Origin of the sequence: Pseudohongiella sp., from assembly GCF_011050365.1 — a bacterium.
Taxonomy (GTDB): Bacteria; Pseudomonadota; Gammaproteobacteria; order Pseudomonadales; family Pseudohongiellaceae; genus Pseudohongiella.
In genome coordinates this window covers 95,655-121,840 of the sequence record NZ_DRFV01000007.1, presented here as the reverse complement: position 1 = coordinate 121,840, position 26,186 = coordinate 95,655, and the positions used below count along the sequence as shown (strand labels likewise).

The window sequence follows — 26,186 nt, the reverse complement described above, 5'->3', positions numbered from 1 at the left end:
GCCGGGCGACGCTGCCTTGTTTGCGTTCATGTTCGGGTCCTTAACGTCATTTTTCTTCAGTGTTCGATGTCGATCCCAGGCCCGGGTCTGAATTCAGGCCCAAATTCAAGCCCAGCGCCGCCAGCACCTGCTGCGGCATGATTGACTGCAGGCAGATGTATTGCTGTTGGCAGTGGTGTCGGGTGCAATCAGGTGCACACAGGTGTTTGTGCTGCAGCGTTGTCGTCTGCCTGCCCAATGGACGCCAGATGGCAAGATCAGTCGGGCCGAAAAGTACCACACCACGAACGCCCAGCGCTGATGCCAGATGCGACGGCCCACTGTCATTACCCACCATGATTTCAACACGACGCAACAGCGACGCCAGCTCTGCCAGCGTCAACCGGTTGCACAAATCAACGCAGGTAACGCCGGTGCTGGCCAGCGCCCGCATGATGTTGGTGTTGACCTCGCTATCACGCTGCCCCGCGCCTATCAGCACAAGCTGATAACCACGCGCGGCAAACATGACTGCAAGCGCCACAAACTGCTGCGCCGGCCATTGTTTGTAGCGCTTGCTGGCACCGGCATGCAGCACGGCTATCGGTTGTGTCAGCTCCAGACCGCTCGTCGCCAGCCGCTCAAGCAATGCCCGGTCAGGGGTTGGCGGCGACAATGACATATAGGCAGGCACTGTTGGCGAGCGATCTGTTGTCACGGCCGCTATGGGCAGTCCAAGCGCGGCAAATACATCACGATAACTGTACCAGATACCCTCTTTGCCGGGTGCACGACCACTGCGCGGAATGTCCAGCACCTGATCAAAACCCCAGTGGTAACGGTGTACAGTGCTGCTGACTTTGCGGCGCGCCGCTGATGCATGCAGCAGACGATGAGACACCGAATCTTCTTCTATCGTGAAGGCCAGGTCAGCGGCGAACGCCCGGATCTGCCGCACGCAACGCAGCCACAGCCTGACACTGTCAACCGAGACCCCATGACTCAATGCCCGCCGCGGATAATACACCACGCGGGCGCCAGGCCAGGCATCGCCGACCAGATCACAAAACGATTCATCCAGCACCAGCAACAGCTCGGAATCATGCTGCAGACAAAGCTCACACAATTGCTGGATCAGGCCACCTGCCAGCAACAGGTTACCCAGAAACTTGGTCGGGTTGATTAACGCGATCCGTTTGGGCACGGTACTATTCAGATCATTTACTGCTGAAGACATACACGCCGTCCCAATCCGCAGACACTGTGTCGCGAAGCTCGCTGATCCGTGCGCTGTACAGCTCATACAGGGTCAGTGGATTGGCTTCCGACAAAGCGCGCAGTATACCAAGCGCCGCGTCCCATTGCCTGCTCCGATACAAGGTCAGAACCTCCTCGAATCGCGTCAACTCGGCCAGCGTCTGAGCATCAAGCTGGTCACGCCGACCCACCAGCTCGTAGATGCGCACCGGCTCCTGCTTGCCCTTGACGCGCACCAGATCCAGCTCACGCCAGGCAAACGTCTGCGCCTGCTCACCCAGCGCCCGGCGACTGGCCTCACTGATGACGTTGTGGACATTGTAGTGCCGGGTCAGGCCTTCCAGACGCGAGGCCAGATTGACCGCATCACCAATCACGGTGTAATTCATCCGGTTACGCGAGCCCATATTACCTGCCACCACCAGTCCGGTATGCAAACCCGCGCCCAGGCGCAACTGCAATCCCGGCTGTTCATTGCCCACGTCACTGCGCAACTGTTGGTTCACGCCGGCCATGGCGTCCTGAACGGCCAACAGCGCCCGTGCTGCCCTCATCGCGTCATCCTGGTGCCCGATGGGTGCCCCGAACAGCGCCATCACAGCATCGCCGGTAAACTTGTCCACCACGCCACCGTGCGCTTCGATTGCCGAACAGATGCTTTCCAGACAGGTATTGAGCATGGCCAGCGTTTGCGAGGGTGACTGTTGTTCGCTGAGCGCGGTAAAGCCGCGGATATCGGCAAACAATACCGACACTACTTTTTCCTCACCGCCCAACTCGATGCGGCTGTTCAACAGCTCGTCGGCAATTTCACGCGAAACCACCTTGCCCAGCAGATCACGGACTTTCTCTTTTTCCGCCAGCCCCGACGCCATGTTGTCAATGGAGTCAGCCAGCCCAGCCACTTCATCGCGACCCCAAACCTGCTCCTGGGGCAAGGCCGAGCTATAGTCGCCGCCTTCAATACGTTGCACACGACTGGCCAGTCGCAACACAGGCCGGGTAAAACCCCGGGCCAGAACAATGACCGCCAGCAGGCTCAAGACCACCACCGCCAGCGAAAAATCAAACAGACGGTCTCTCAGTGCTGCCAGGTTGGCCTGGTTCTCCTCATAGGAGCGCTGGATGACCGCGACAATTTCCTCGCCCTGCTCAGTGCGGCCGGTCAGCGAGCGCACCAGCGTGCCGTAGTCGGCATCGGTCATCGTGATGCGCTGGGTTTCACTGTAGATACCGGCATCCAGACCATGCGCCAGATTGGCAGCATCCGCTGCCGACAGCGTCGATGCGATCACCTGTTTTTGCACTGGCGCTCCGTCTGCCTGGTGCAGATACTTGACGATGGATACCTCTGAGGCAGTACTGGATTTAATGCTGTTGGCAAAGTCGTCATCCAGCGGGAAGCCGGCGATGATCCAGGCCACAGGGGTGGGCAAAAACAGCGGAATGACTGTCATCTGGTAGGGAATATCATTCAGCGTCAGAATATCATCAGCCACCCCGTCACCGGTACTGGCAGCGCTGTTGATCATGTCAACCCACGCTGGCGGCAGCGCCTCCAGTCCCGGCTCGCTGGTATCAACAATGATACGTCCGGACATGTCGGTAATGATCATGACGTCGGCAGCACCAAAAGATCGCACCAGCAGCGTCTGCGCGGCATCGGTAATGGTCTGTGCATCGGATGCACCAAATGCGTTACGAAAACCCCAGTCGCGGGTCAGCGCATTACTGATGGTGAGCAAGGTGTTTTTATGCTCCTCACGACTAAAGTCAAAAACGTCAGCACCGATATCAAGGTAGGAATTGATCGTTTCATCGGTGTAGCGCGTATTCTCCCTGTCAACAAACCAGTAGATCGCACTGAGCACCGGCAACAACATCAGCAACAGGAATACGATCAGTCGCGTGCGAATGCTGGAGAATTTAAACTGTGAGCGAGCTTTGGTGGTCATAGAATTCTGGCGCCCGTGTTTCAGGGGGCTGGCAATTGCTTGTAGGCAGCCGCTAAGATAGGCACAATCTTCTGCAATGACAATAACCAGCGATGTTTTTTAATGAATTATCCAGTACTTAGAAATCTCCTTCAACGACTTGCCCTGCCTCTGACAATGGCAATAACCGCCTTGTTCAGCACTGCGCTGAGCGCAGCGGAACTGAATCTTGTGCTGCAGGACGAAGACGGCAACCCGGTATCACTGGCTGTGGTCGAGGCACGACTTACCCCGGCAGAATCCCGAACCGATGCACCCGTGGCGGAAATCGATCAGATCGACCGCCGCTTTGTGCCCATGGTTCTGTTGATATCACCGGGACAGCAGGTCAATTTCCCCAACAGTGACAATGTTCGCCACCATGTGTATTCGTTCTCCGACATCAAGCAGTTCTCAACACCACTGTATGCAGACGAAAACGTGGAGCCGGTCCGTTTTGAAGCACCCGGCATTGCCGTGCTTGGCTGTAATATTCATGACAGCATGGTGGCCTACGTTTACGTCAGCGACTGGCACGATGCCACGCTCAGCGACGCTGCCGGCAACATCGCGCTGACCGGCATGGCACAGCTCCCGCAGACACTGCATATATGGCACCCCTGGCTGCAGACGCCCGGCAACGTCTACGAACTGGACGTCAGCAACAACACTTCCGGCGATCGCATTGCAGTGACATTACCGGTGGTCAACCCTGATCAGCAATTCGGCTTTCGCGCCCTGCTGCCCGGGGGAACCCAATGAGTCAAAGCAATATGCTTTCCTCGTTGGCCCTGACACTGCTTCTGAGTGGCGCACTGGCCGTTACATTGCCGGTCGCCGCCAGCGCCGATGAGGCACAGAACAAGCGCTTTGGCAAAATCAAGGGAACCGGTGGCGTGTCCAGTATCAGTGGTGCCGGCGGCGGCGGCCTGACACCCTGGGCCACGTTGAGTTCCTACGCAGAAAGCGGACAACTGGGCGGCACTGTGTTTGCCAGTCAGGCCCAGGTCGATGATTATCAACTGGATGTAGTTGGCGGTTCTTTCAACGTTCACGACAAGCTGGAACTGTCATATGCGCGGCAGGATTTTCTGATCAAAGCCGCCGATCTGCAGATTCGCCAGGACCGCATCGCTCTGCGCTACAAGGTCGCAGGCGATATTATTTATGACGGCCTGCCGCAAATCACCGTAGGTGTTGAACATGGTGAACTGCGTGATGAAGCGGTAGCACTATCCGTTGGCGCTGACGACACCCGTGGTACCGACTACACGCTCAGTGTGGCCCGGGCCTGGCTCAACGGCATTGGCCACCGCACCACATTGCTGAACGTCAATCTGCGTTATGGCAATAGCAACCAGTTCGGCATTCTGGGTTACGGCGGCGATGATGAGGACAGACAGGTGAATATGGAAGTAGCCGGCGCGATGTTTATCAGTCGCAGCGTCGCAGTCGGTTTTGAGTGGCGGCAAAAGCCGGACAATCTGTCAGCTCTGACCGAGAACAATGCCAGCGATCTGTTTCTGGCCTACTTCCCCAACAAGCGCCTGTCATTCACAACGGCCTGGGTGGACCTCGGTGATATTGCCGGCGCACCCGATCAACGCGGAGTGTATTTCTCCCTGCAGGCCAACCTGTAATGAGCGAGAACCGTTTAATGAAATCAAAAGCAATGCTGACCATCATGCTACTGTGCGCCGCTCTGACCTTGAGTGCCTGTGCCATACAGCAGCCATCAGGCGCGGATGACAACCTGTATCAGGCGCTGGGCGCTGAGCCGGGCATCGAGCAGATCGCAGATAATTTCATCATGGAGATCGCCTACGACCCACGCGTGTTTGATCGATTTGCTGACTCCAATGTTGAACGCTTTCGGGAAAAAATCATTGAGCACTTCTGCTTTATCGCCGATGGCCCTTGCGAATACACCGGTGACAGTATGGTGCTGGTGCACCGGGGCATGGACATCAACTCAGCCGAGTTCAACGCGGTGGTGGAAGACCTGATAGACGCCATGGACAAGGCAGGCACGCCGATCAGCGCACAGAACCGTTTACTGGAAAGACTCGCCGGCTTGCGGCCGCAAATTATTGAGATTTAGCTGTTGCCGCCGATTTTTCCTGACAGGCCGCGTTGAAGTGTGACAGGCTAAAACCACGCGACTGACTGAAGCGCTGCAATTTCAACCATTGTTTGCTACCCCGCTCCGGCATATCGGCGACCTTTTTTGCCAACGCATCCGCCAACACATCTGCCCATTCATCCTCATCAAACGTCAATACCTGATCGATCAGCACAGAATCGACCTGACGTTGCCTGAGTTGGTAACGGATGTACAGCGGACCGTAACCCCGACCGATGCGGGAGCGCACATAGGATTCGGCAAAACGGGTATTGCTGAGCAGATTATCAGCCTCAAGCCTGTCAAGCACCGAGCTGATCAATGCATCACCGGGGATCTCAAACTTTTCCCGCAATTTACATTGCAGCTCATACCGACTGTGCTCGCGGCGTGCCAGATAATCCATGGCACGCCGCCGCAACGCAGTGGTCAATTCCTTTTCGCTGAGCTGATCTTCGTTTTTCACAATGAAAAGTATAGCAGGCTGTTAATCGAGCTCGGCGACGCTGGTGGTATCTTCAGCAGAGCGCGCACCGTCGGGTGCCACACCGCCCAGCAACTGCGAACGAATCTGTTCTTCCAGCTCCTTGGCGATAGCGGGATTTTCCTCAAGGTAAATAGCCACGTTCTTTTTACCCTGACCAATCTTTTCACCCTGATAGGCATACCAGGCACCGGACTTATCGATCAGACCCAGCTTAACGCCCAGATCAATGATCTCGCCCATACGATAGATGCCCTTACCGTAGAAAATCTGGAATTCGGTCTGACGGAATGGCGGCGCCACTTTGTTCTTCACCACCTTGACACGGGTCTCGTTACCGACCACCTCATCGCCTTCCTTGATCGACCCTATGCGACGAATATCAAGACGCACCGAGGCATAGAACTTCAGCGCATTACCACCGGTGGTGGTTTCCGGCGAACCGAACATGACACCGATTTTCATGCGGATCTGGTTGATGAAAATCACCAGCGTATTGGAATTTTTGATGTTACCGGTCATCTTGCGCAGCGCCTGAGACATCAGACGCGCCTGCAGGCCCATATGGCTGTCGCCCATTTCGCCTTCGATTTCCGCTTTCGGCGTCAGCGCCGCCACCGAGTCAATAACCACGACGTCAACCGCACCGGAGCGCACAACCATGTCGCAGATTTCCAGCGCCTGTTCACCCGTGTCAGGCTGACTGACCAGCAGATTCTCTACATCGACACCCAGGTTGCCGGCATAAATCGGATCCAGAGCATGCTCGGCATCGATAAAGGCGCATGTGCCACCCATTTTCTGGCACTCGGCAATCACCTGCAGCGTCAGCGTGGTTTTACCGGATGATTCCGGCCCGTAAATTTCGACAACGCGGCCGCGCGGCAAACCACCAATGCCCAGCGCTATATCCAGGCCCAGCGAGCCCGTGGAAATCGCCGGTATGGCCTCGCGACCCTTGTCGCCCAGGCGCATCATGGAGCCTTTGCCAAACTGACGCTCGATCTGCGACAGTGCCGCTGTCAGTGCTTTTTCCTTGTTCGGATCGCGGGATTGTGATTCTGCCATGAGTAAAATCCTGTTGCTAAGGTTTTGAAAGTATTAAAAATGTCAAATATGGACGAATTTGGTGGTTGTTCTGCCGTCAACCTGTACAGGTATTAAAGCAGAGCTTTACTGTATATTCAACCAGTATTATTGTCAGTGTCGGAAAAATGCGCTTCGGGGTCGTCGGGCAAGGCCTCCAGCATTCGCTGCAGCCCGCGAAACGCCTCAATAACACTCTGTCGCCGCACCGCTTCACGATCGCCGGCAAAGGTAAAACACCGGGTTTCCTGACGCAGCGAGGACTGTCCCGGCAGCTTCAGCACCCACGCGATCCAGACTGTGCCTACCGGTTTGTCCGCCGAGCCGCCATCCGGCCCGGCAATACCACTGGTGGCCACTGCGCAAGACACGCCGGTCGCCGCCAGGATGCCACGCGACATCGCCTCCACCGTCTCCCGACTGACCGCACCCGGCGCCTCAGGACCGGCAAAATAGCTACCCGGCACTTCCAGGAAATGCTGCTTGGCGTGATTGGAATAGGTTACCAGGCCGGTGTCAAACCAGTGCGAGCTCCCCGGCACGGCTGTTGCCGCCTGGGCAATCCAGCCGCCGGTGCAGGACTCGGCGGTAGCCATACGCAGCCCCCGGGCCAACACCTGCTCGCCGGTCTGCTGCGCCAATTGGTAGATCTCGTGTTCCATGGCGCGAGTGTAACACTGCACCTGCAACGCTCCCAGTACCGAACGCAGCTTTAACCAAACCGCCGCCTACACCAGACTGAAGCGTTCATCGAGCCAGCCTGTGATACCACCGATCATCTTTTTCACCGGCCGATTGAGCCGCGCCAGTCGCACGGCCGCTTTGTCGGCACCATTACAGTGAGGGCCGGCACAATAAACAACAAAAAGTGTGTCGTTGGCATATTGCGTCAGAGTTTCTGCGTTGATCCGACTATGGGGCAGATTGATCGCTGCCGGGATGTGACCATCGCGATAATCGTCCTCGCCACGCACATCCAGCAGAATAAAGTCCTGTCGCTTGTTGCTGATGGCGTGATGCACATCCCAGCAGTCTGTCTCAAACTGCAGCAGTGCTTCAAAATGCGCCAGGGCTGCCGCGCTGTCGGCTGCGGGTGGACGGGAAACGGCTGATGACATGATAGACCCTCCATTGTGAGTTCACGCGTATTGTCGAGCACAGGGGCGCATTCTGCTACTGGCCGGTAAGACAATGTTCGTATATATTCAGCCAACCCCGTGCCGGAGATTCTCCCCATGCATAATGTTGCCATCCTGGTTCACGACAAAATCGCGTTGTTTGAGCTGGGCTGCGCCGTCGAGCTCTTCGCTCTGCCACGGCCAGACCTGAAGGATTGGTACCAATGCGAGGTGGTGGCATTCTCCACTGCCCCCCTTGTTGCCACCGGCGGCATCAGCCTTGCGGTCAAACCGGTCACCACCCTCGCCGACTACACCATGATCATCGTGCCAAGCTGGGACACAAGCGGCAAGCCGGTGCCCGCGCCGATCAGCTCAGAACTGGTGTCTGCATTCAAGGCCGGCAAACGGATTCTGTCCTTCTGTTCGGGTGCGTTCCTGCTGGCCGGACTCGGGCTGCTTGATGACCGCAAGGCAACAACCCACTGGCGCTATGCGGAACAACTGAAAGCGTTATACCCGCTGATCCGGTATGAGGACGATGTGCTTTATGTCTACGACGGCAACATCGGCTGCTCTGCGGGCAGTGCCGCCGCAATCGACCTGGGCATGGAGGTCATTCGCGGGGATTATGGCTACCGTGTGGCCAACCATGTCGCTCGCCGCCTGGTCATATCGGCGCATCGCCAAGGGGGACAGTCGCAATTCGTCGAAACCCCCATGCCAGAAACACCGGGTCAGTTTGCCGAAGCACTGGACTGGGCGGTGACGAACCTCAGCTCACCGATCAGTATCAACGACTTTGCCCGCAAAGCGCGCATGTCGCGACGCACATTCGACCGGAGATTCAAAAGGACGTTTGGCCTGTCGCCCAAAGAGTGGATCACCACGCAAAGGCTGGACGCCGCCCGTCAACTTCTGGAAAGTTCGCGACACGATATGGAGAAAGTGGCTGAACGCTCCGGGTTCGGCAACGCTGCCATTCTGCGCCACCATTTCAGGCAGGCCATCGGCGTGTCACCGAAACGCTACCGGGAGCAATTTAGTCGGCCTTAAGCCAATGAGCCAGAGCTGAATGGTATTGTTCCCCGGCCGCTATGGTATCGTGGTGGACAAGATTACCAATCAGAGGTGACCAGTGAGCGATAAAAAGATACCTGTAGCTCTGGTGTTGGGCAGCGGCGGTGCGCGTGGCCTTGCTCATATAGGCGTTATTCGGGCTCTTCATGACAGTGGCAGGTATGATATCAAGGCCGTGAGCGGCTGCTCCATCGGTGCCTTGATCGGCGGACTTTATGCTGCCGGCAAGCTTGACGTTTACGAAAAATGGGCCACTGGGCTAAGTGCAACAGATGTCTGGGGGCTACTGGATTTTTCGTTCACCAAAACAGGAATTTTCAAGGGCGACCGTCTAATGGAAAAACTGGGTGAACTGGTTGGTGATCAGGACATTGAGCGATTGGACATCACTTTTTCAGCAGTTGCTTCTGATATAGAACACCGTCGTGAAGTTTGGCTGGATACCGGACCTCTTTTTGATGCCATCCGGGCATCAATTGCCATACCCGGTTTTTTTACGCCGGTATCACGGAATGGTTGCACCCTGGTTGATGGCGGACTTCTGAGCCCACTCCCCATCGCCCCCATCGTAAGGGTAGGATCGTCACATCTGATAGTGGTTACCTTAAATGGAGAAAAAAACAACGAGTTGAGTCTGCCTGATGGAAAGAAAACAACGGATCGTGAGCAAGGTTCGCAGAGTTGGCTGCAAGGTTTCAAAGAACGCTTCGGCCTGGAGTCCAGAACTGAAGACAGTGACTCCGGCATTGATATATTAAGCAATTCGCTGGAGGCCATGCAGGATCGCATTGCACGTTATCAAATGGCAGCCTATCGACCAGATAAACTTATTGAAATCCCGGTCAACGCCTGTGAGGCGCTTGAGTTCCACCGGGCAGAAGAAATGATAAAGCTGGGTTATAAAATTACGCGTGACGCTATTGACTCTGAATGATCAGTCGCCACGCCCGGTGTATTAACAATCTTCAGCAGCCATGGATTCAGCGTTTACATGGCACGTGACAGGCATGGGCCGGACGATCCGGATCGCTTCGGGACATTTCACGTGTCAACCAGGCCCCTGCGCCGAGCAATAATACGCCACCGTAAAGCATGCTGGATGACGGAACTTCGTTGAATATCAAAAACCCCAATAAAGTCGCCACCGCTGGTGAGACGATGACATCAACCAGCGAATAAAGATTGGCGCTAATCGATTTCAACACGATTGAGATGCCGAAATAGGCGAACCCAATGGATATCAGACCCAGTCCTGCGGCCCAGAGCAACACCGGTAAGGAGAGACCGAGACTTTCATAGCGGATCAATCCGGTGACATCACCGGGCCCGACAACGATCACAAAAGGCAACATGATCAGGGCCGCAAACAGCAAAGACCAGGCTATATCATTGCCGGTTTCGGTTTTGCCTTCATGGCGCATATAAGTAACCATGGCCGCATAGATCGCACCCACACCCAGCGCGACCATATTGCCAAGCATGTAACCTTCCTGCAGCGGCTTGGCTATAACAATCCCCGTCAGGGCAATTGCGAAAATAACAATAAAACTTTTCTTCGCCTTTTCACCCAGAAAAAACCAGGACAAAATGAAGGTAAAGAAAGGCGCAACGCTCCAGAAAATAACCGCATTGGCAATGGGTACCAGGGTCATGGCATAGTTGAAGAAGCCACTTTGGCCTGCAATCAATGCCCCGATGAGAGCAGTATCTTTCCAATTGCCACGGGGCAAGTGAAGCGCCTTTTTATTCGCTCGCGGTATCGCTATCATCAGAAACGCCGTTGCAAAAACGAACGCGTAAAACGTCAGTGTCTGAACCGGAATGCGGTCGTCTGTCAGTTTAACAAAAACGCCAATGGTAGCTTCCGACAGAGTAATCAAAGCCAGCAGCATCCAGGTTTTCATCAGCGCCTACTTTTTCTCTTGTTTGAATAAATTATTTCGATGCCGGTATCGGACACAGCTGGATCATAACAAGAATTGTGGCAAACCCCACGCCGGAAAGCTGCCAGCCTGATACAACTCATAGCCAACAGAACGGAAGTCTGACACGACCCTCACCCTCAGCAGCCAATCCGCTCTGCCCACCAATACCAGCCAAATCTTTAGCACCCGGCCTCATCGTTTCAACTGTTCTGGATGACAGAGGTTTGGTACTCTGTCGCATCTTCATTATCATTGCCCGGCCAGGATCAAACAGCAAGTGAAAACCAAGACCGAAACCGAACAGCACACCCCCATGATGCAGCAATACCTGCGCTTAAAAGCCGAGCAGCCGGACAACCTGCTGTTCTACCGCATGGGCGACTTTTACGAGCTGTTTCACCAGGACGCGGTTGACGCCGCCGGCCTGCTCGACATCACCCTGACCGCGCGCGGCAATTCCAACGGCAAACCCATTCCCATGTGTGGTGTGCCCTACCATTCGGCCGAACGCTACCTGGCCCGACTGGTGGAGCTGGGCCGCTCGGTGGCCATCTGTGAACAAATCGGTGACCCCGCCACCAGCAAAGGTCCGGTAGAACGGGCCGTCGTGCGCATTGTCACGCCGGGCACAGTCAGTGACGAAGCGCTGCTGAAAGAGCGCAGCGACTGTATCCTGCTGGCTCTGACCAGCTATCAGAACACCTATGGTCTGGCCTGGATGGACATCAGCGCTGGCCGCTTTCAGCTTTGTGAAGTACACAGCGAACAAGCCGCGCTGGCAGAGATTGAACGTATTCGCCCGGCCGAACTGCTGGTCAACGACGCACTGAACCTGCCCGCGGAACTGTCCGCCCGCGCCGGGTTGCGCCGCCGCCCGGTGTGGGAGTTCGACACCGACACCAGCTATCGCGCCCTGACCTCACACTTCAAAACCCGCGATCTGCGCAGTTTCGGCTGCGAAGACATGGCACTGGGCATTCAGGCCGCCGGTTGTCTGCTGGCCTATGCCAGGGACACGCAGCGTTCCGGACTGCCGCATATCCAGCGCATCGAAGTTGAGTTACCCGCTGATGCCCTGATCCTGGATGCCGCCAGCCGCCGCAACCTGGAACTGGATCGCAACCTGGCCGGCGGCAGCACCAATACCGTGATGTCAGTGCTTGATGCCACCTGCACGGCCATGGCCAGCCGCCTGCTCAGCCGCTGGCTGCACCGCCCGTTGCGCACCCGGGAAACCCTGCAGCAACGCCAGCACGCGGTCTCGTCGCTGAGCACCGACTATGCCTTTGAACAACTGCAACCGCTGCTGAAAAACGTCGGCGATATCGAACGCATCCTGTCCCGCGTGGCGCTGCGCTCCGCACGTCCCCGCGATCTGGCCCGCCTGCGCGACGCCCTGTGTGTGCTGCCGTCGCTGCAAAACACACTGGCGCCGATTGTGGCATCCTCATCATCACCACGCCTGCAAACACTGCAGCAGACGATTGCCGATTATCCGGCACTGGCCGATCTGCTGAGCCGGGCGCTGATCGAAAACCCGCCGGTGGTGATCCGCGAAGGCGGCGTGCTCGCCGACGGATATGACAGCGAACTGGATGAACTGCGCGGCCTGAGCACCAACGCCGGGCAGTACCTGATTGATCTGGAAATCCGCGAGAAGCAGCGTACCGGTCTGAGCACACTCAAGGTCGGTTATAACCGCGTGCACGGCTACTATATTGAAGTCAGCAAGGCACAGGCCGGCGAAATGCCCGCCGATTATCAACGCCGGCAAACACTGAAAAACGCCGAGCGTTACATCACCCCGGAATTAAAAACCTTTGAAGACAAGGTGCTGAGCGCCAACAGCAAAGCCCTGGCGCGGGAAAAAGCCCTGTACGACGCCCTCATGGAAACCACCGCCGAACAGCTCAGTGCCCTGCAGGACAGCGCCGCCGCCCTCGCCGAACTGGACGTGTTGTGCAATTTTGCCGAGCGCGCCCTCAACCTGAACTGGGCGCAGCCCGAACTCAGCGAGGAGCCCGGTATCTGGATTGAACAGGGCCGCCATCCGGTGGTCGAGCAAGTGCTGGAAAAACAGTTTGTCGCCAACGATACGCAACTGGATGACACGCAGCAGATGCTGATCATCACCGGTCCCAACATGGGCGGTAAGTCCACGTACATGCGGCAGACAGCATTGATCGTGCTACTGGCATTCTGCGGCAGTCATGTGCCGGCCAGCGCCGCGCGCATCGGACCGATCGACCGCATTTTTACGCGTATCGGCTCCTCCGATGACCTGGCTGGCGGCCGCTCCACCTTTATGGTGGAAATGACCGAAACCGCCAACATTCTGCATAATGCCACTGCGCAGAGCCTGGTGCTGATGGACGAGGTCGGCCGCGGCACCAGCACCTTCGACGGGTTGTCGCTGGCCTGGGCCAGTGCGGTGTATATCGCCCGGCGCCTGAACGCGCTGACCCTGTTTGCCACGCATTATTTTGAACTCACCACCCTGCCCGAGCTGCTGGACAATATCGGCAATGTACACCTGGACGCCACCGAGCATCAGCAAGGCATCGTGTTCATGCACACCGTCAAACCGGGCCCGGCGAATCAGAGCTATGGCCTGCAGGTGGCGCAACTGGCCGGCATACCGGCGGCGGTGATCAACAGCGCCCGCGCCAAGCTGCAGGAACTGGAGCAGCAGGTGATACCGGCAGCGTCAGCAGCCGCTGACATCGTCGCTGAGTCAGCGCCCGGGACGGCACCCCGCCGCGCCGCCACCCAGACAGTCAAACCGGCGCAAAACGACCTGTTTGCCAGCACCGCGCATCCGGCGCTGGAGCGCCTGGCCCAGCTTGACCCGGACGAGCTCAATCCCCGTCAGGCACTGGAATGGCTGTACGAAATCAGAAAAATGCTCTGACAAAGCCATATCAATCACCGGTGCAGCAATTGCCAGAGAACCTTGGCCCCGACGGCCAAGGTGCTCTATAATGCCGCATCGTTTTACTCTTGACTGGAAGGCATCATGACATTCGTAGTGGGTGAAAATTGCATTAACTGTAAACATACGGACTGTGTGGAAGTCTGCCCGGTAGACTGTTTCTACGAAGGCCCCAACTTCCTGGTCATCCATCCCGATGAGTGCATCGACTGCGCTCTGTGTGAGCCCGAGTGCCCGGTGGATGCCATTTTTGCCGAAGACGAGCTGCCCGACGATCAGAAGGATTTCCTCGAGCTCAATGCCGACCTGGCAGAGAAATGGCCAAACATCACGCAGATGAAGCCACCTCTGGAAGACGCCGAAAAGTGGAACGGTGTGGCCGGCAAGATTGAGCACCTGATCAAGGATGCCGGCTAAGCCCTGTCTCCGGCGCCGTTTACCTGACTCGCCTCAAAAGAACGCATCCAGATCGTAGCCTTCGCGCGCTGCCAGACGGCGCAGTCTGCGCATGGCCTCGATCTGGACCTGCCTGACCCGCTCACGCGTCAGCCCCACATCCTCACCCACCTGTTCAAGTGTACCCGCAGCAAATCCGTCCAGCCCAAAACGACGGATCAGCACACCACGCTGCCGCTCGCTCAGTTCCGCCAGCCAGCGTCTCAAGGTGCTGCAACTGCTCCTGTTGTGTTGTCGCAGTGCCGGATCTGTGCCGCGCAGTTCATCGATAAAGGTATCAGCGTCCAGGGACTCGATATCGGGCAATGATTCACCGGAGTCGTAACTGGATTCGTGGCAGTTCAACAGCTCCTCCAGCTCTGCCAGCGGCCGCGACAGATAGTCCGCCAGCTCACTGCGACGCGGGCGCCGGCCCAAACGATGCGACAGCTCAGCCTCATGGCGCAGGCACTGGCTTATATCCTTGATGACATGCACAGGTAAGCGCACGTTGCGGGCATGATTCATGATGGCGCGTTCGATGCTTTGACGTACCCACCATGTGGCATAGGTGGAGAACCGGAAGCCACGCTCCGGGTCGTACTTGTCTACCGCGCGCATCAATCCGATATTGCCTTCTTCAACCATGTCCAGCAAGGTCAGGCCGCGATGACGGTAGCGCCTGGCAATGCTGATGACCAGGCGCAGATTATGACGGATCATCTGCTGCCGACTGGACTCATCACCGTCCCGGGCCGCCCGCGCCAGCTTAAGTTCCTGCGTGTATTCCAGCACCCCAATCGGGCTAATGTCCTTTATATATCGCTGTTCAGCGTATACCGAGTTGCTATCCGTAGCATTCCATCCCTGTTTATCCATAACAATCATTTTCCTTTTTATTGTATGAAGAACGATCAGACAATATCACAGGAAAAAGCCGGAAAAACAGGGCTTGAAATGGAAATCAGGCAGCAACTGGATAAACTGTGCGCAATATCACAGTTCAAAAAATATCATGGCAGATATTGTTAACGACTGGGCAAAAACCTGACCGGGTCGGTCGGCTTGCCATCAACGCGCACTTCAAAATGCAGCATGTCGCGACCATTGGGACCGGAGCCCATCTCGGCAATCTTGTCACCGGCTCGCACACGGTCACCCTCACCCACTACCATGGTGCGATTGTACATGTAGGCGCTCAGATGCCGGGCACTGTGGCGCAAAATCACCAGATTGCCGGCCCCCTGAATACCACTGCCGGCATAGACCACATCGCCGTCAGCCGCTGCGAACACAGCCTGACCCTGCATCCCGGCAATGTCGACGCCGCGGTTGGCACCGGACTCGGAAAACATGCTCAACATGCGCCCGTCAGCTGGCCACTGCCAGCTCACACCCTCAACCTGTCGGGTATTGACGCTGCCTGTACGACGGGCATCGATGGCGGCCTGCGGGCGTTGGCCGGTCGTGGTGGCCAGCTCGCCGGCGGGTGAGGCCGGGATATCCGGCAAGGCACTGATGGCTGATTCGGACACGCCGGAGTCAGCCAGGTTAAGCCGTTGGCCCGGATAAATGGTGTACGGTGCAGACAGGTTATTGACCAGCGCCAGGCGCCGGTAATCGATATTGTGTGTCCAGGCGATAGAGTACAGTGTGTCACCGCGGGCGACGGTGTGGGACCCGGGAGCAGCGCTGGCGCTTTGTTGCGGCGCAGCCGTTGCAGGCGGTACCGCAGTTGACTGCTGCTGACTCGCATCGGGCTGAGCATCTGCCGGCAAGGTACTGCGGCTGATCGTGGTACGTCCGATACCTCCCGCCACCGTTACCGGGCGCACAACCGTGGTGCTGGCCCCAACCGATTCACTGTTGCTGGCATTGCTGTCCGATGACGTAACCTCCGGTCTGCGCCTTGGTGTTGCCGGCACTTCCTGACCGTTACTCACTATCACAGGCGGGGTTCGTTCCAGAGCGCTGCTGCGATCGTCCATGGGCGCCTGATAATCGCTGGCACAACCTGCCAGCAGCAACACGCAGGCCGCGGCCAGTGGCATACGTTGCCGGAACCGTGTCCCGGGTTTGTGTTCGATTTTGGAAATAGCGCGATGAAACAGACTCATGAAGACAACACCTCAAACAACAGCGAGACGACACATCATAAACTGCGGCGCCATGTTATACCATGTCAACCGCGGGCCAACCGTGAAAACCCCATAATCACACCGTAACCCAGCACCGCACACACCAACGCCGCCAGTACGGTGCCAACATCCGCCGCTGGCACCACATCACCCTGCCAGGGCCACAGCACGATCAGCGACGCCGCCAGCATGCCGATGATAAACGCGTAACTTTGTTCCCGGTAATAACGAAAGGTCCACGACAGCAGATGCGCAAACGACAACAGGCCGACAATACAGCCCAGGGCGAACACCATAATCACATCGAGCTGAAAACTGCGCAGGGCCGTCAGTACATATTCATACACACCCAGCAACAGCAACAGGAAAGCCCCGGAAATGCCCGGCAGGATCATTGCACAAATTGCGATCATGCCACTGAAGAAGATATAAATCAGTGTGGTACTGCCGGCCACCGGATTCAAAACCGCGGTTAACGCGGTCAGCGTAAAACCGACGCCAAACAACAGGACCTTGAACAGCGTCCAGCGACCGGCGTCCGCGCGCAGCAACCAGCACGACGCCAGCACCAGCCCCATAAAAAACGCCATGACCAGCACGAAATGGTTTTCCAGCAGGAATAGCACGGTATTGGCCATCAGGATCAGGCTCAGCAGGACGCCCGACAGCAGCGTCAGCAGAAATGCTCCGTGAATCTGTTGCCAGAATGCCCGCGGGCCTTGCTGCCAAAGCGTTCTCAGCGCCAGTGGATGGCATTGCTTGAGGGCATTGATCAGGGCTTCATAGATACCACTGATCACCGCAATAGTGCCGCCGGACACACCCGGCACGGAATCCGCCACACCCATCGCCATACCTTTGAGAAACAGCACCAGGCGGGCCCGGAACACGGTCGGCGCTGCTGCCATCAGTACTGCACCTGGCCAATATACAACGGCACAAAATTAACCGCTTCCAGCACCCGACGATGGAACTCGTCACCGTCACGCTCGATCAGCAACAACTCCTGCCCGCCGCGCTCCGATCCCACCGGAATCACCAGCCGGCCGCCATCGGCGAGCTGGGCCAGCAGATCAGATGGCACCTGTTGCGGCGCGGCCGCCGCGATGATGGCATCAAATGGACCGTGCTCGGCCCAGCCCAGGCTGCCATCGTCGTGCTTGGAACGCACATTGCGCAGATTAAGCAACGACAGATTGCGCCGCGCCTTTTCCAGCAAGGGCTGGATGCGTTCGACCGTCCACACCCGCTCGGCGAGCTGCGCAATCACCGCGGTCTGGTAACCACAGCCGGTACCTATTTCCAGTACCCGGGGTATCTTGCCCTGCTCCGGGGAACGATTGCCCAGCACCGCTTCCGTCATCCGCGCCACCACAAAGGGCTGCGATATGGTCTGGCTGTACCCGATGGGCAACGAGGTATCTTCATACGCCCGGTGCGACAGCGCTTCATCCAGAAAAATATGGCGCGGCACGGTGCGCATCACATCGAGCACGGCCCAGTTTTTAATGCCTTTATCAAGCAATGAGGCGATCATGCGCTCGCGTGTGCGTTGCGAGGTCATGCCAATGCCTGCCAGATTTGGAGTATTCAACCGCTAGTTCCCGCCGTGCTTGTTATAAGTTCATGTAAAACTGCCGTGGCGTATGTCCCGGTCGGCAGCGTGAATTCGATTTCCAGTGTGCCGGTGTCGGGCCGCCGATAGTCTAATGCCTTCACCGGCAAACGCAAACTGCGTCGCTCCTGTCTCAGCCCGAAACGCGGCAAGGCGGTGCTGAAGACGGCCCACTCTTCTGCCACCGCCTGTTCCAGCGCCGCAGTCTCTGCTGTGCTGGCCAACTCGCCCTGCCCCCACAACGGCCCTGTGGGATGAATATCCATCTCCGCCAGCCTGCGTGGCAGCGAGGTGTCTGCTGTTGACGACACAAACACACTGCCACTGCCGTCCAGATTCATGACATCACCTGTCAGGTACTGATTCCAGTTGCCCGCAGCCACGCGCCGGGCCAGCAGCGCATTGAACAGCGCCGAGCGCGCCGCCGACAACCACATGCCACGCTCCAGTCGGCCCCGCGGCTTGCTGTTGCCGGTAAACCAGGCCTCGGCATGGCTCAGGTTGGCATGGCCAAAACGCTGTTCACCAAAATAGTTCGGCACCCCGGACTGCATGATCGCCTGCAGGCGCCCATCCAGATCCTGCCAGGCCGCTGCTGCCGCCACGCCGGCCACGGGTTCAACGTCGCGCAACCGGATGCAAAACCGGTTACTTTGATGACTACCGCGCCGCAACTTTTTATGGTTACGCAGTTGCTGCACTATGCACAAGGTATCTGATGACAGTCCGGCCAGGCCACTGACATCCTTGCCGGGACTGTGCAGACTGAACCACTGCGTGCAGACACCCTGTTTGTCCTTGAGTCCGGACCAGCTGATGTCAGCCGCACGCAAGCCGGTTGCCCGCGCCAGGCGCCCGGCCACATCACTGGTCGACAGACCGGTTTTGCGAATCTGCAGCCACAGATGCTCCCCCTCACCGCTGCAGTCAAAGCCCAGCACTTCGTCGACGATGAAGTCCTCCGGCACCTGCTTGAAGCGGGCGTGCAACAGCGGCATTCCGAGACTGCGTGGCAGTGGCGGCAACTCCACTTAACGGTACAGCACAACAACAGCGTGCGTTTCTATGCCTTCGCGGCGCCCGACAAACCCCATGCCCTCAGTGGTTGATGCCTTCACATTGACGCGTTCGACGTCAACGTTCAGCAACTCCGCCAGGCGTTTACACATGGCCGGGGTATGTGGCGCCATTTTCGGTGCCTGCGCCAGAATGGTCATGTCGGCGTTGGCCAGCGTCCAGCCGCTGTCCGTCATCATCGCCACTACCTGCTGCAGCAACAAACCACTGTCCACATTCTTATAGGCAGCATCGTTGTCCGGAAAGTGCCGCCCGATATCGCCGCGCCCCAGCGCGCCCAGAATGGCGTCACACAGAGCGTGAATCAGGGCATCGCCATCGGAGTGCGCAAGCAGGCCGCGTTCATAGGGTATTGTCACGCCGCCCAGCACCAGCGCACGCTGGTCATCGGGCTCGGCAAATCGGTGTGCATCATAACCGTGCCCGGTTCTGATATCTTTCATTCCAGTATGCCTGTGTATGCGAATGGTTCATTGTCAGCCACTGAGCGGGTTTCCAGCACCTGTGCCTGCAGGATCAGTTCAGCCAGCTGCAGATCCTCGGCATAGGTAATCTTGATATTGTCCTTGTGGCATGGCACCAGTTGCGGGCGCAGTCCGGCCCATTCCATGGCAGACGCTTCGTCAGTGAGTGTGACACCTGACGCCGATGCATCACGCAAAGCCTGCCGCAGACGTTCAAAGGGAAACAGTTGTGGTGTACACGCGGCCCACAGGTCGGTGCGATCAACCGTTTGCGCCACACAGCCGCCATCGCCTGCCCGTTTCAGGGTATCGCTCACCGGCAAGGCGAGTAATCCGCCATCGCACTCTGTTCGGGCCAACGCAAGCAAACGCAGCATGTCATCCACGCGCACGCAGGGCCGCACCGCGTCATGCACCAGCACCCAGTCGTCGGGGCCGGCCAGATCAGCCAGTGCATCCAGGCCGTTAAGCACCGATTGCCAGCGGTCGTCGCCACCGTTGCAGGTCAGTACCTTGTCCCGGCCCGGGTCGCGTACCGGATTGTGTCTTGCCCAGTGCGTATCATCCGGACTCAACACCAGCATGATGCGTTTGACATCGGCCAGCGCTGCCAGCCGGGCAAGCGACAGTGACAACACTGTCTGCCCGTTGAGTTGCAGATACTGCTTGGGGATGGAAACCTGCATGCGGCTGCCGATACCGGCAGCGGGGACAACAGCCCAGATAGTCATAGGCCTATTCGATTATCATATAAAAAGTTTCGTCTTCGCGGGTCATACCCAGATCGGCGCGAGCGCGCTCTTCCACGGCTTCAAGCCCGTTTTTCAGATCCAGCACTTCATTTTCCAGCATCTGGTTGCGCAGGCGCAGGGTCTCGTTTTCCTGTTGCTGAACGGCCAATTGTGCTTCCATCTGACGCAGCTCGGCGACGCCGCCGTCGCCAACCCAAAGACGCCATTGCAAACCCAGAAAAACCAGAACCAGCGCTGCCACCAGTGCTTTCATAAACCAATGACCCAGTTGTCAGTCAGGATGGTGTGATCAGTTAACGTGACGGAACTCCTCGATACCGCGGTAAATCGCCTTGCTGCCCAGCTCCTGCTCAATACGCAGCAGACGGTTGTACTTGGCAACCCGGTCCGAGCGACACAGAGAGCCGGTCTTGATCTGGCCGGCACCGGTTGCCACGGCCAGGTCGGCAATCGTGGTATCTTCGGTTTCACCCGAACGATGCGAAATCACCGCTGTGTATCCGGCTTTGCGTGCCATACGGATCGCCGCCAGCGTTTCACTCAGTGTACCGATCTGATTGAACTTGATCAAAATGGAATTGGCGATGTTTTCCTCAATACCACGGGCCAGAATCTCGGTGTTGGTGACAAACAGATCATCGCCAACCAGCTGCACTTTGTTGCCGATCTTGCGGGTCAGGCGGGCCCAGCCGTCCCAATCACTTTCATCCATGCCGTCTTCAATGGACAGGATATCGTAATCAACCGCCAGCTTGGCCAGGTAGTCGGTAAACTGCGCGGCATCATAGACCGCGTTTTCACCTTTCAGATTGTATTTGCCATCCTTGTAGAATTCCGACGAGGCACAGTCGAGCGCCAGACGGATATCGCTACCCATTTTCAGACCGGTGCTTGCCACCGCCGTCATGATCGCATCCAGCGCGGCGGCGTTGGATGGCAGATTGGGCGCAAAACCACCTTCGTCTCCCACCGCAGTGTTCAGCCCCTGCTTCTTCAGTACTGACTTCAGGCTGTGGAATATCTCGGCGCCATAACGCAGCGCCTCGGCAAACGTGGGCGCACCCACCGGCTGCACCATGAACTCCTGAATGTCGACGTTGTTGTCAGCGTGTTCGCCGCCGTTGATGATGTTCATCATCGGCACCGGCAGGCTCATGCTGTCGCGGGTGCCGTTGAGTCCCGCTATCCACGCATACAGTGGCTGCCGGTTTGCCTGTGCAGCGGCCTTGGCGGCTGCCAGTGACACCGCCAGAATGGCATTGGCGCCCAGCTTGGCCTTGTTGGGTGTGCCATCCAGCTCAATCATCATCTTGTCGATGGCGGCCTGATCCGCAGCATCATGGCCCAGCAGCAGATCACGGATATCCTTGTTGATATGCCCTACCGCTGTCAGCACACCCTTCCCGAGGTAGCGGGCAGGATCCTTGTCGCGCAACTCAAGCGCCTCGCGGGAACCGGTAGAGGCGCCCGAAGGCGCGCAGGCGCTGCCCATGATGCCGTTATCCAGCGTCACGTCAGCTTCAACAGTCGGGTTGCCGCGTGAGTCCAGCACTTCCCGTGCGCAAATGTCTTTGATGATAGCCATAATGTTTCCTGTTGTGTATCGCCAGCGATGCTGGTTTAAAAGTAAGAATCTAACTCAAAAGTAAACGTTGAACGTCTGAAATCATAAAAACAGGGCTTAGTGTCTGGCACATTACTCCGTATCAAGCGGTGGAAACTGTTTTACCAGATCATCAATCTGTTTCATCTGCAGCAGAAACGGCTCCAGCTTGTCCAGCGGTAAGGCGCAGGGTCCGTCACACAATGCCTTGTCCGGATCCGGGTGCGCTTCCAGAAACAGCGCCGCCAGCCCCTGACTCATGCCGGCGCGGGCCAGGGTTGTGACATCGGCACGGCGACCATCGGCGCTGGCGGCCAGGCCACCGGGTTTCTGCAGGGAATGGGTAACGTCAAACATCACCGGGTAACGGAATTTTTTCATCACTGAAAAACCCAGCATGTCCACCACCAGGTTGTTGTAGCCAAAGCTGGAGCCACGCTCGCACAGCATTAACTTGTTGTTGCCGGCTTCCTCAAATTTGCGCAGGATATGTCGCATCTCCTCCGGCGCCAGAAACTGGGCTTTTTTGATATTAATGAACGCACCGGTGCGCGCCATCGCCGCGACCAGATCGGTCTGTCGCGACAGAAAAGCAGGCAGTTGCAGAATATCAGCCACCTGCGCCACCGGCTCGGCCTGCGCCGGCTCATGAATATCAGTCAGCACCGGCACGTTGTAGCGGCTCTTGATCGCCTGCAGTATCTTCAGGCCATTGACCAGCCCGGGACCGCGATAAGAATTGATCGACGAACGGTTGGCTTTGTCGAAGGAGGCCTTGAACACGTAGGGAATACCCAGACGAGCACAAACGTCAACGTAGTGCCCTGCCACTTCCATGGCCAGCTCGGCCGATTCCAGCACGTTCATGCCGCCAATCAGCACAAATGGCAAATCATTGCCAAAGCGGACCTGCTCATTAAGCTGCAGATGAATGTCGCCGGCGCTGTTGGTGTCAGAACGGGTCATATCGGCTCGGCTGTCTGGGTGTCTGTACTGGCCGCCTGATGCGCCAGCGCGGCGTTCACGAAACCGGTGAACAGCGGGTGTCCGTCACGCGGCGTCGAGGTGAATTCGGGGTGGAACTGACAGGCCACAAACCAGGGGTGATCCGGCGCCTCGATAACCTCGACCAGCTCACCATCCATGGAGCGGCCGGCAATGATCAGGCCAGCCGCCTGCAAGGCATCGACGTAATTGTTGTTGACCTCATAACGGTGCCGGTGACGCTCAACAATCACATCCTTGCCGTAACACTGATGCGTCAGTGAACCCGGTTCCAGGCGGCATTGCTGGCCACCCAGGCGCATGGTGCCACCCAGGTCAGAGTTTTCGTCGCGGGTCTCGACACCGCCTGCGGCGGTCACCCATTCGCTGATCAGGGCCACGACCGGATCTTTGCTGTCGGGTTTGAATTCACTGCTGTGCGCTTCCGGCATGCCCGCCTTGTTGCGCGCATATTCAATCACCGCGACCTGCATGCCCAGGCAGATGCCCAGGTACGGAATCTTGTTTTCCCGGGCGTACTGGACGGTAGTGATCTTGCCTTCCACGCCGCGCAGGCCAAACCCGCCGGGCACCAGAATGGCATGCACGCCTTCCAGCAGCGAGGTGCCGTGCACCTTGATGTCGCTGGAATCGATGTATTTGATATTGACGCGGGTGCGGGTCTGGATACCGGCATGGCTGATGGCTTCAATCAGCGATTTGTAGGCTTCCAGCAGCTCCATGTATTTACCGACAATGGCAATATTGACTTCGCGGTCAGGATTGAGCTTGGCATCCACCACCCGGTCCCACTCGGTCAGATCCGCTGGCGGACAGTCCAGGCCGAATTTGTTGACAATGATTTCGTCCAGATGCGCCGCGCGCAACATGGAGGGTACACGGTAAATGGTATTGGTATCGGGCAACGACACCACAGCGGGCAGATCCACGTTGGTAAACAGGGCTATCTTGCGACGCGCCGATTCGGCTATTTCCTGCTCGGAGCGGCAGATCAGCACATCAGGCTGAATACCAATCGAGCGTAGCTCCTTGACGGAATGCTGGGTAGGCTTGGTTTTGGTTTCGCCGGCGGTGGCGATATACGGCACCAGCGTCAGATGCATGAACAGGGCGTGTGCCGAGCCCAGTTCGACACGCATTTGCCGGACCGCTTCCAGGAAGGGCTGGGATTCAATGTCACCCACGGTGCCGCCAATTTCTACCAGCGCCACATCGGCGCCGGCAGCGCCATCAATCACACGGCGTTTGATTTCATCGGTAATATGCGGAATCACCTGAATGGTGGCACCCAGATAATCACCGCGACGCTCACGCCGGATGACTTCTTCGTATACCCGACCGGTGGTGAAATTGTTGCGTGCGCTCATCGTGGTGCGGATAAAGCGCTCATAGTGACCCAGATCCAGATCGGTTTCTGCGCCATCTTCCGTGACAAACACTTCGCCGTGCTGAAACGGGCTCATGGTACCGGGATCCACGTTGATATACGGGTCCAGTTTGAGCATGGTTACTTTGAGTCCGCGGGCTTCGAGAATCGCCGCGAGAGATGCTGAAGTGATGCCTTTGCCGAGCGAGGAGACAACCCCACCGGTAATGAAAATATATCGCGTCATTAACGCCCCATCCTATGTCACTGATGGGGCTACAGGTTACCAGAAGCGCCCAACATCGACAAACTAAATATGATCCTGTCGTGAAGGCATTTGCCAGCGCACTGCCCAGCCCGCACCTTCATCAACAGCCTGAAATCCGTCACACACACCGACCCCGACTATCCAGGCCAGCTTATTATCAATATATAACAGCGGAGTCCGCTCTCGCACCCAGGGAGGAATAGCCGACTCCTGTAAAATTTTTTTCAGCGGCCGTCTGGGACGACCCGGCAAGGCGCACTGCTCGCCACCCTGACGATAACGGATCACACACTCACCGACCGGAAAGCGCATGGCCTGATCCCGGGCACTGCCGGCAGGTGCCTGATACAAGCGCAGTATGCCGTTACCGGGCAACACCCGGGCAACAAAACGGCCATCTCCCTGCGGCTGCCAGGCATACCCCTCGGCCGGCGTGGGCGGCACCGGGTCCAGCGCCTCCAGCACATGCAACTGGCCGGCAAATCGACGTAATTGCCAATGCTGCCAGTTGACCTCTGGCTGTGCGTCTTCACCGGCCCCCAGTAACTCAACCTGTACGCGCTGCACCAGACGCCAGCCCGGTGTCTGCCCGGTCTCGCGCAGCAGCCAGTGACGAATCACCAGCCGTTGCCTGGCGGCGGACAGAGCCTGCAACCCGGCACAGGCCAGGCGATCGCCGTCGGGCGCCAGGGTGTCCAGGTCCCGCCCGGCCAGTTCGCCCAGTATCTGGTCGGCATCGGCTCCAAGCATTGCCGTGCGCGTCACGCTTTGCCGCCAGCCCGGCCAGTGCGACGCTAGCGACGGCATGATGTGCTGTCGCAAAAAGTTCCGGCTCAGACGGTCATCGTCATTGCTGTCATCTTCCACCCAGCGCACCGCATGGCGGGCCGCCCAGTTTTCCAGTTGCTCGCGTGGCAACGCCAGCAGTGGCCGCCACAGGATGCCAGCCCCCAGTATGCGGCTTTCCGGCATGCCGGCCAGACCTCGCGGACCGGCGGCGCGCAACAGGCGCAGCATCACGGTCTCCAGCTGATCATCCTGGTGATGGGCCAGCAGCAACGCTTCGTCAGCCGCCAGCTCCTGCTCAAATACCTCATAACGCACTGTCCTGGCCTCCGCCTCCAGGCCCTGACCCGTCACCCTTGAGACCCTGACCTGATGCGCGACAAAGGCTATATCCAGGTCGCGGCACACTGCCTGACAATGTGCCTGCCAGTCCGCCGCATGAGCACTGATACCGTGATTGACATGCACCACCCGCAGCCCGGCAAAGGGCCAAGCCGACTGGTCCGGGGCCGCCTGCGCCATAATCCGACGACAGGCATGCAACAGCACCATGGAATCCAGGCCTCCGCTGACACCCAGAACCAGCCGCTGACAGGCCGGATACTGCTGCCGCAAACGCAATAGCGAAGTCGCCAGGACCTGTTCGAGATCCTGGCGATCAGTTGCCAGCAAGTTCATTTGCGTGCGGGAATAGTCGGGTTCAGTCGGTTGGCTGCCCATG

Annotated in this window: 26 protein-coding genes; 7 read left to right on the top strand and 19 right to left on the bottom strand. The window is 57.7% G+C overall.

Translation table 11 applies throughout. The features are described 5' to 3' along the window. Nucleotides 1–46: 46 nt before the first annotated feature. Both ENH71_RS05605 and ENH71_RS05600 read right to left on the bottom strand, forming a co-directional pair. The gene (locus ENH71_RS05605) at nt 47–1,216 is read right to left on the bottom strand and encodes a glycosyltransferase family 9 protein (RefSeq protein ID WP_294130090.1); all 1,170 of its coding nucleotides are present in this window, start codon (nt 1,214–1,216) and stop codon (nt 47–49) included. Continuing rightward, nucleotides 1,197–3,191: an adenylate/guanylate cyclase domain-containing protein gene (locus ENH71_RS05600; RefSeq protein ID WP_294130091.1), complete on the bottom strand. Its 1,995-nt coding sequence runs from the start codon at nt 3,189–3,191 to the stop codon at nt 1,197–1,199. The genes ENH71_RS05605 and ENH71_RS05600 overlap by 20 nt, the downstream gene beginning before the upstream one ends. 156 nt (nt 3,192–3,347) lie before the next feature. Between ENH71_RS05600 and ENH71_RS05595 the strand changes: the two genes are divergently transcribed. Genes ENH71_RS05595 through ENH71_RS05585 form a run of 3 tightly spaced genes read left to right on the top strand, consistent with a single transcriptional unit; the run spans nt 3,348 to nt 5,310 of the window. Further along, on the top strand, nt 3,348–3,971 hold the full coding sequence (locus ENH71_RS05595; RefSeq protein ID WP_294130093.1) for a methylamine utilization protein: 624 nt from the start codon (nt 3,348–3,350) through the stop codon (nt 3,969–3,971). Then, nucleotides 3,968–4,849, top strand: coding sequence for a DUF3034 family protein (locus ENH71_RS05590; RefSeq protein ID WP_294130094.1), 882 nt, complete (start codon nt 3,968–3,970; stop codon nt 4,847–4,849). The genes ENH71_RS05595 and ENH71_RS05590 overlap by 4 nt, the downstream gene beginning before the upstream one ends. A gap of 17 nt (nt 4,850–4,866) precedes the next feature. Further along, on the top strand, nt 4,867–5,310 hold the full coding sequence (locus ENH71_RS05585; protein ID WP_294130097.1) for a group I truncated hemoglobin: 444 nt from the start codon (nt 4,867–4,869) through the stop codon (nt 5,308–5,310). On the opposite strand, the gene ENH71_RS05580 is transcribed toward ENH71_RS05585, so the two are convergent. From ENH71_RS05580 to ENH71_RS05565, 4 genes are all read right to left on the bottom strand, one after another. Then, on the bottom strand, nt 5,297–5,797 hold the full coding sequence (locus ENH71_RS05580; RefSeq protein ID WP_294130099.1) for a regulatory protein RecX: 501 nt from the start codon (nt 5,795–5,797) through the stop codon (nt 5,297–5,299). The two genes, ENH71_RS05585 and ENH71_RS05580, sit on opposite strands and share 14 nt — an antisense overlap. A gap of 21 nt (nt 5,798–5,818) precedes the next feature. Next, entirely contained in the window at nt 5,819–6,883 is a 1,065-nt protein-coding gene (gene recA / locus ENH71_RS05575; RefSeq protein ID WP_294130101.1) for a recombinase RecA, read from the bottom strand. 116 nt (nt 6,884–6,999) lie between these two features. Further along, entirely contained in the window at nt 7,000–7,563 is a 564-nt protein-coding gene (locus ENH71_RS05570) for a CinA family protein (RefSeq protein ID WP_294130217.1), read from the bottom strand. A 66-nt stretch (nt 7,564–7,629) separates the two neighbouring features. Further along, a complete protein-coding gene (locus ENH71_RS05565; protein ID WP_294130103.1) occupies nt 7,630–8,019 on the bottom strand; it encodes a rhodanese-like domain-containing protein in 390 nt (129 codons plus the stop codon). 117 nt (nt 8,020–8,136) lie between these two features. Between ENH71_RS05565 and ENH71_RS05560 the strand changes: the two genes are divergently transcribed. Then, nucleotides 8,137–9,075, top strand: coding sequence for a helix-turn-helix domain-containing protein (locus ENH71_RS05560; RefSeq protein ID WP_294130106.1), 939 nt, complete (start codon nt 8,137–8,139; stop codon nt 9,073–9,075). A gap of 82 nt (nt 9,076–9,157) precedes the next feature. Then, entirely contained in the window at nt 9,158–10,033 is an 876-nt protein-coding gene (locus ENH71_RS05555) for a patatin-like phospholipase family protein (protein WP_294130108.1), read from the top strand. 46 nt (nt 10,034–10,079) lie between these two features. Here the strand turns inward: ENH71_RS05555 and ENH71_RS05550 are convergent, their stop codons facing one another. Further along, nucleotides 10,080–11,003 (bottom strand): DMT family transporter, encoded by a 924-nt coding sequence (locus ENH71_RS05550; RefSeq protein ID WP_294130110.1) that lies wholly within the window; start codon nt 11,001–11,003, stop codon nt 10,080–10,082. Between the two features lie 334 nt (nt 11,004–11,337). On the opposite strand from ENH71_RS05550, the gene mutS reads away from it, so the two are divergent. Together mutS and fdxA are read left to right on the top strand one after the other, a co-directional pair. Further along, nucleotides 11,338–13,935: a DNA mismatch repair protein MutS gene (mutS, locus tag ENH71_RS05545; RefSeq protein WP_294130218.1), complete on the top strand. Its 2,598-nt coding sequence runs from the start codon at nt 11,338–11,340 to the stop codon at nt 13,933–13,935. A 105-nt stretch (nt 13,936–14,040) separates the two neighbouring features. Then, nucleotides 14,041–14,373, top strand: a complete 333-nt coding sequence (gene fdxA / locus ENH71_RS05540; RefSeq protein ID WP_294130112.1) for a ferredoxin FdxA — start codon at nt 14,041–14,043, stop codon at nt 14,371–14,373. 33 nt (nt 14,374–14,406) lie between these two features. Here the strand turns inward: fdxA and ENH71_RS05535 are convergent, their stop codons facing one another. The 12 genes from ENH71_RS05535 to tilS form a co-directional block, all read right to left on the bottom strand. Beyond that, nucleotides 14,407–15,270, bottom strand: a complete 864-nt coding sequence (locus ENH71_RS05535) for a sigma-70 family RNA polymerase sigma factor (RefSeq protein WP_294130114.1) — start codon at nt 15,268–15,270, stop codon at nt 14,407–14,409. A gap of 149 nt (nt 15,271–15,419) precedes the next feature. Beyond that, the gene (locus tag ENH71_RS05530; RefSeq protein WP_294130115.1) at nt 15,420–16,508 is read right to left on the bottom strand and encodes a peptidoglycan DD-metalloendopeptidase family protein; all 1,089 of its coding nucleotides are present in this window, start codon (nt 16,506–16,508) and stop codon (nt 15,420–15,422) included. A 65-nt stretch (nt 16,509–16,573) separates the two neighbouring features. Further along, nucleotides 16,574–17,437, bottom strand: a complete 864-nt coding sequence (locus ENH71_RS05525) for a DUF368 domain-containing protein (protein WP_294130117.1) — start codon at nt 17,435–17,437, stop codon at nt 16,574–16,576. Further along, complete coding sequence (locus tag ENH71_RS05520) at nt 17,437–18,093, bottom strand: protein-L-isoaspartate(D-aspartate) O-methyltransferase (RefSeq protein ID WP_317622341.1); 657 nt, start codon at nt 18,091–18,093, stop codon at nt 17,437–17,439. Before ENH71_RS05520 ends, ENH71_RS05525 begins: the two co-directional genes overlap by 1 nt. A 26-nt stretch (nt 18,094–18,119) precedes the next feature. Next, entirely contained in the window at nt 18,120–19,175 is a 1,056-nt protein-coding gene (gene truD, locus ENH71_RS05515) for a tRNA pseudouridine(13) synthase TruD (protein ID WP_294130119.1), read from the bottom strand. Further along, the gene (gene ispF / locus ENH71_RS05510; protein WP_294130219.1) at nt 19,176–19,655 is read right to left on the bottom strand and encodes a 2-C-methyl-D-erythritol 2,4-cyclodiphosphate synthase; all 480 of its coding nucleotides are present in this window, start codon (nt 19,653–19,655) and stop codon (nt 19,176–19,178) included. Nucleotides 19,656–19,660: 5 nt separating this feature from the next. After that, nucleotides 19,661–20,416: a 2-C-methyl-D-erythritol 4-phosphate cytidylyltransferase gene (gene ispD, locus ENH71_RS05505; protein WP_294130120.1), complete on the bottom strand. Its 756-nt coding sequence runs from the start codon at nt 20,414–20,416 to the stop codon at nt 19,661–19,663. A 4-nt stretch (nt 20,417–20,420) separates the two neighbouring features. Then, nucleotides 20,421–20,690, bottom strand: coding sequence for a cell division protein FtsB (ftsB, locus tag ENH71_RS05500; protein WP_294130122.1), 270 nt, complete (start codon nt 20,688–20,690; stop codon nt 20,421–20,423). Between the two features lie 36 nt (nt 20,691–20,726). Continuing rightward, entirely contained in the window at nt 20,727–22,022 is a 1,296-nt protein-coding gene (eno, locus tag ENH71_RS05495; protein ID WP_294130123.1) for a phosphopyruvate hydratase, read from the bottom strand. Between the two features lie 111 nt (nt 22,023–22,133). Further along, nucleotides 22,134–23,006, bottom strand: coding sequence for a 3-deoxy-8-phosphooctulonate synthase (gene kdsA / locus ENH71_RS05490; RefSeq protein ID WP_294130124.1), 873 nt, complete (start codon nt 23,004–23,006; stop codon nt 22,134–22,136). Further along, entirely contained in the window at nt 23,003–24,658 is a 1,656-nt protein-coding gene (gene pyrG / locus ENH71_RS05485; RefSeq protein WP_294130125.1) for a CTP synthase, read from the bottom strand. The genes kdsA and pyrG overlap by 4 nt, the downstream gene beginning before the upstream one ends. A 63-nt stretch (nt 24,659–24,721) precedes the next feature. Further along, on the bottom strand, nt 24,722–26,185 hold the full coding sequence (gene tilS / locus ENH71_RS05480; RefSeq protein WP_294130127.1) for a tRNA lysidine(34) synthetase TilS: 1,464 nt from the start codon (nt 26,183–26,185) through the stop codon (nt 24,722–24,724). Between the last annotated feature and the right edge of the window lies 1 nt (nt 26,186).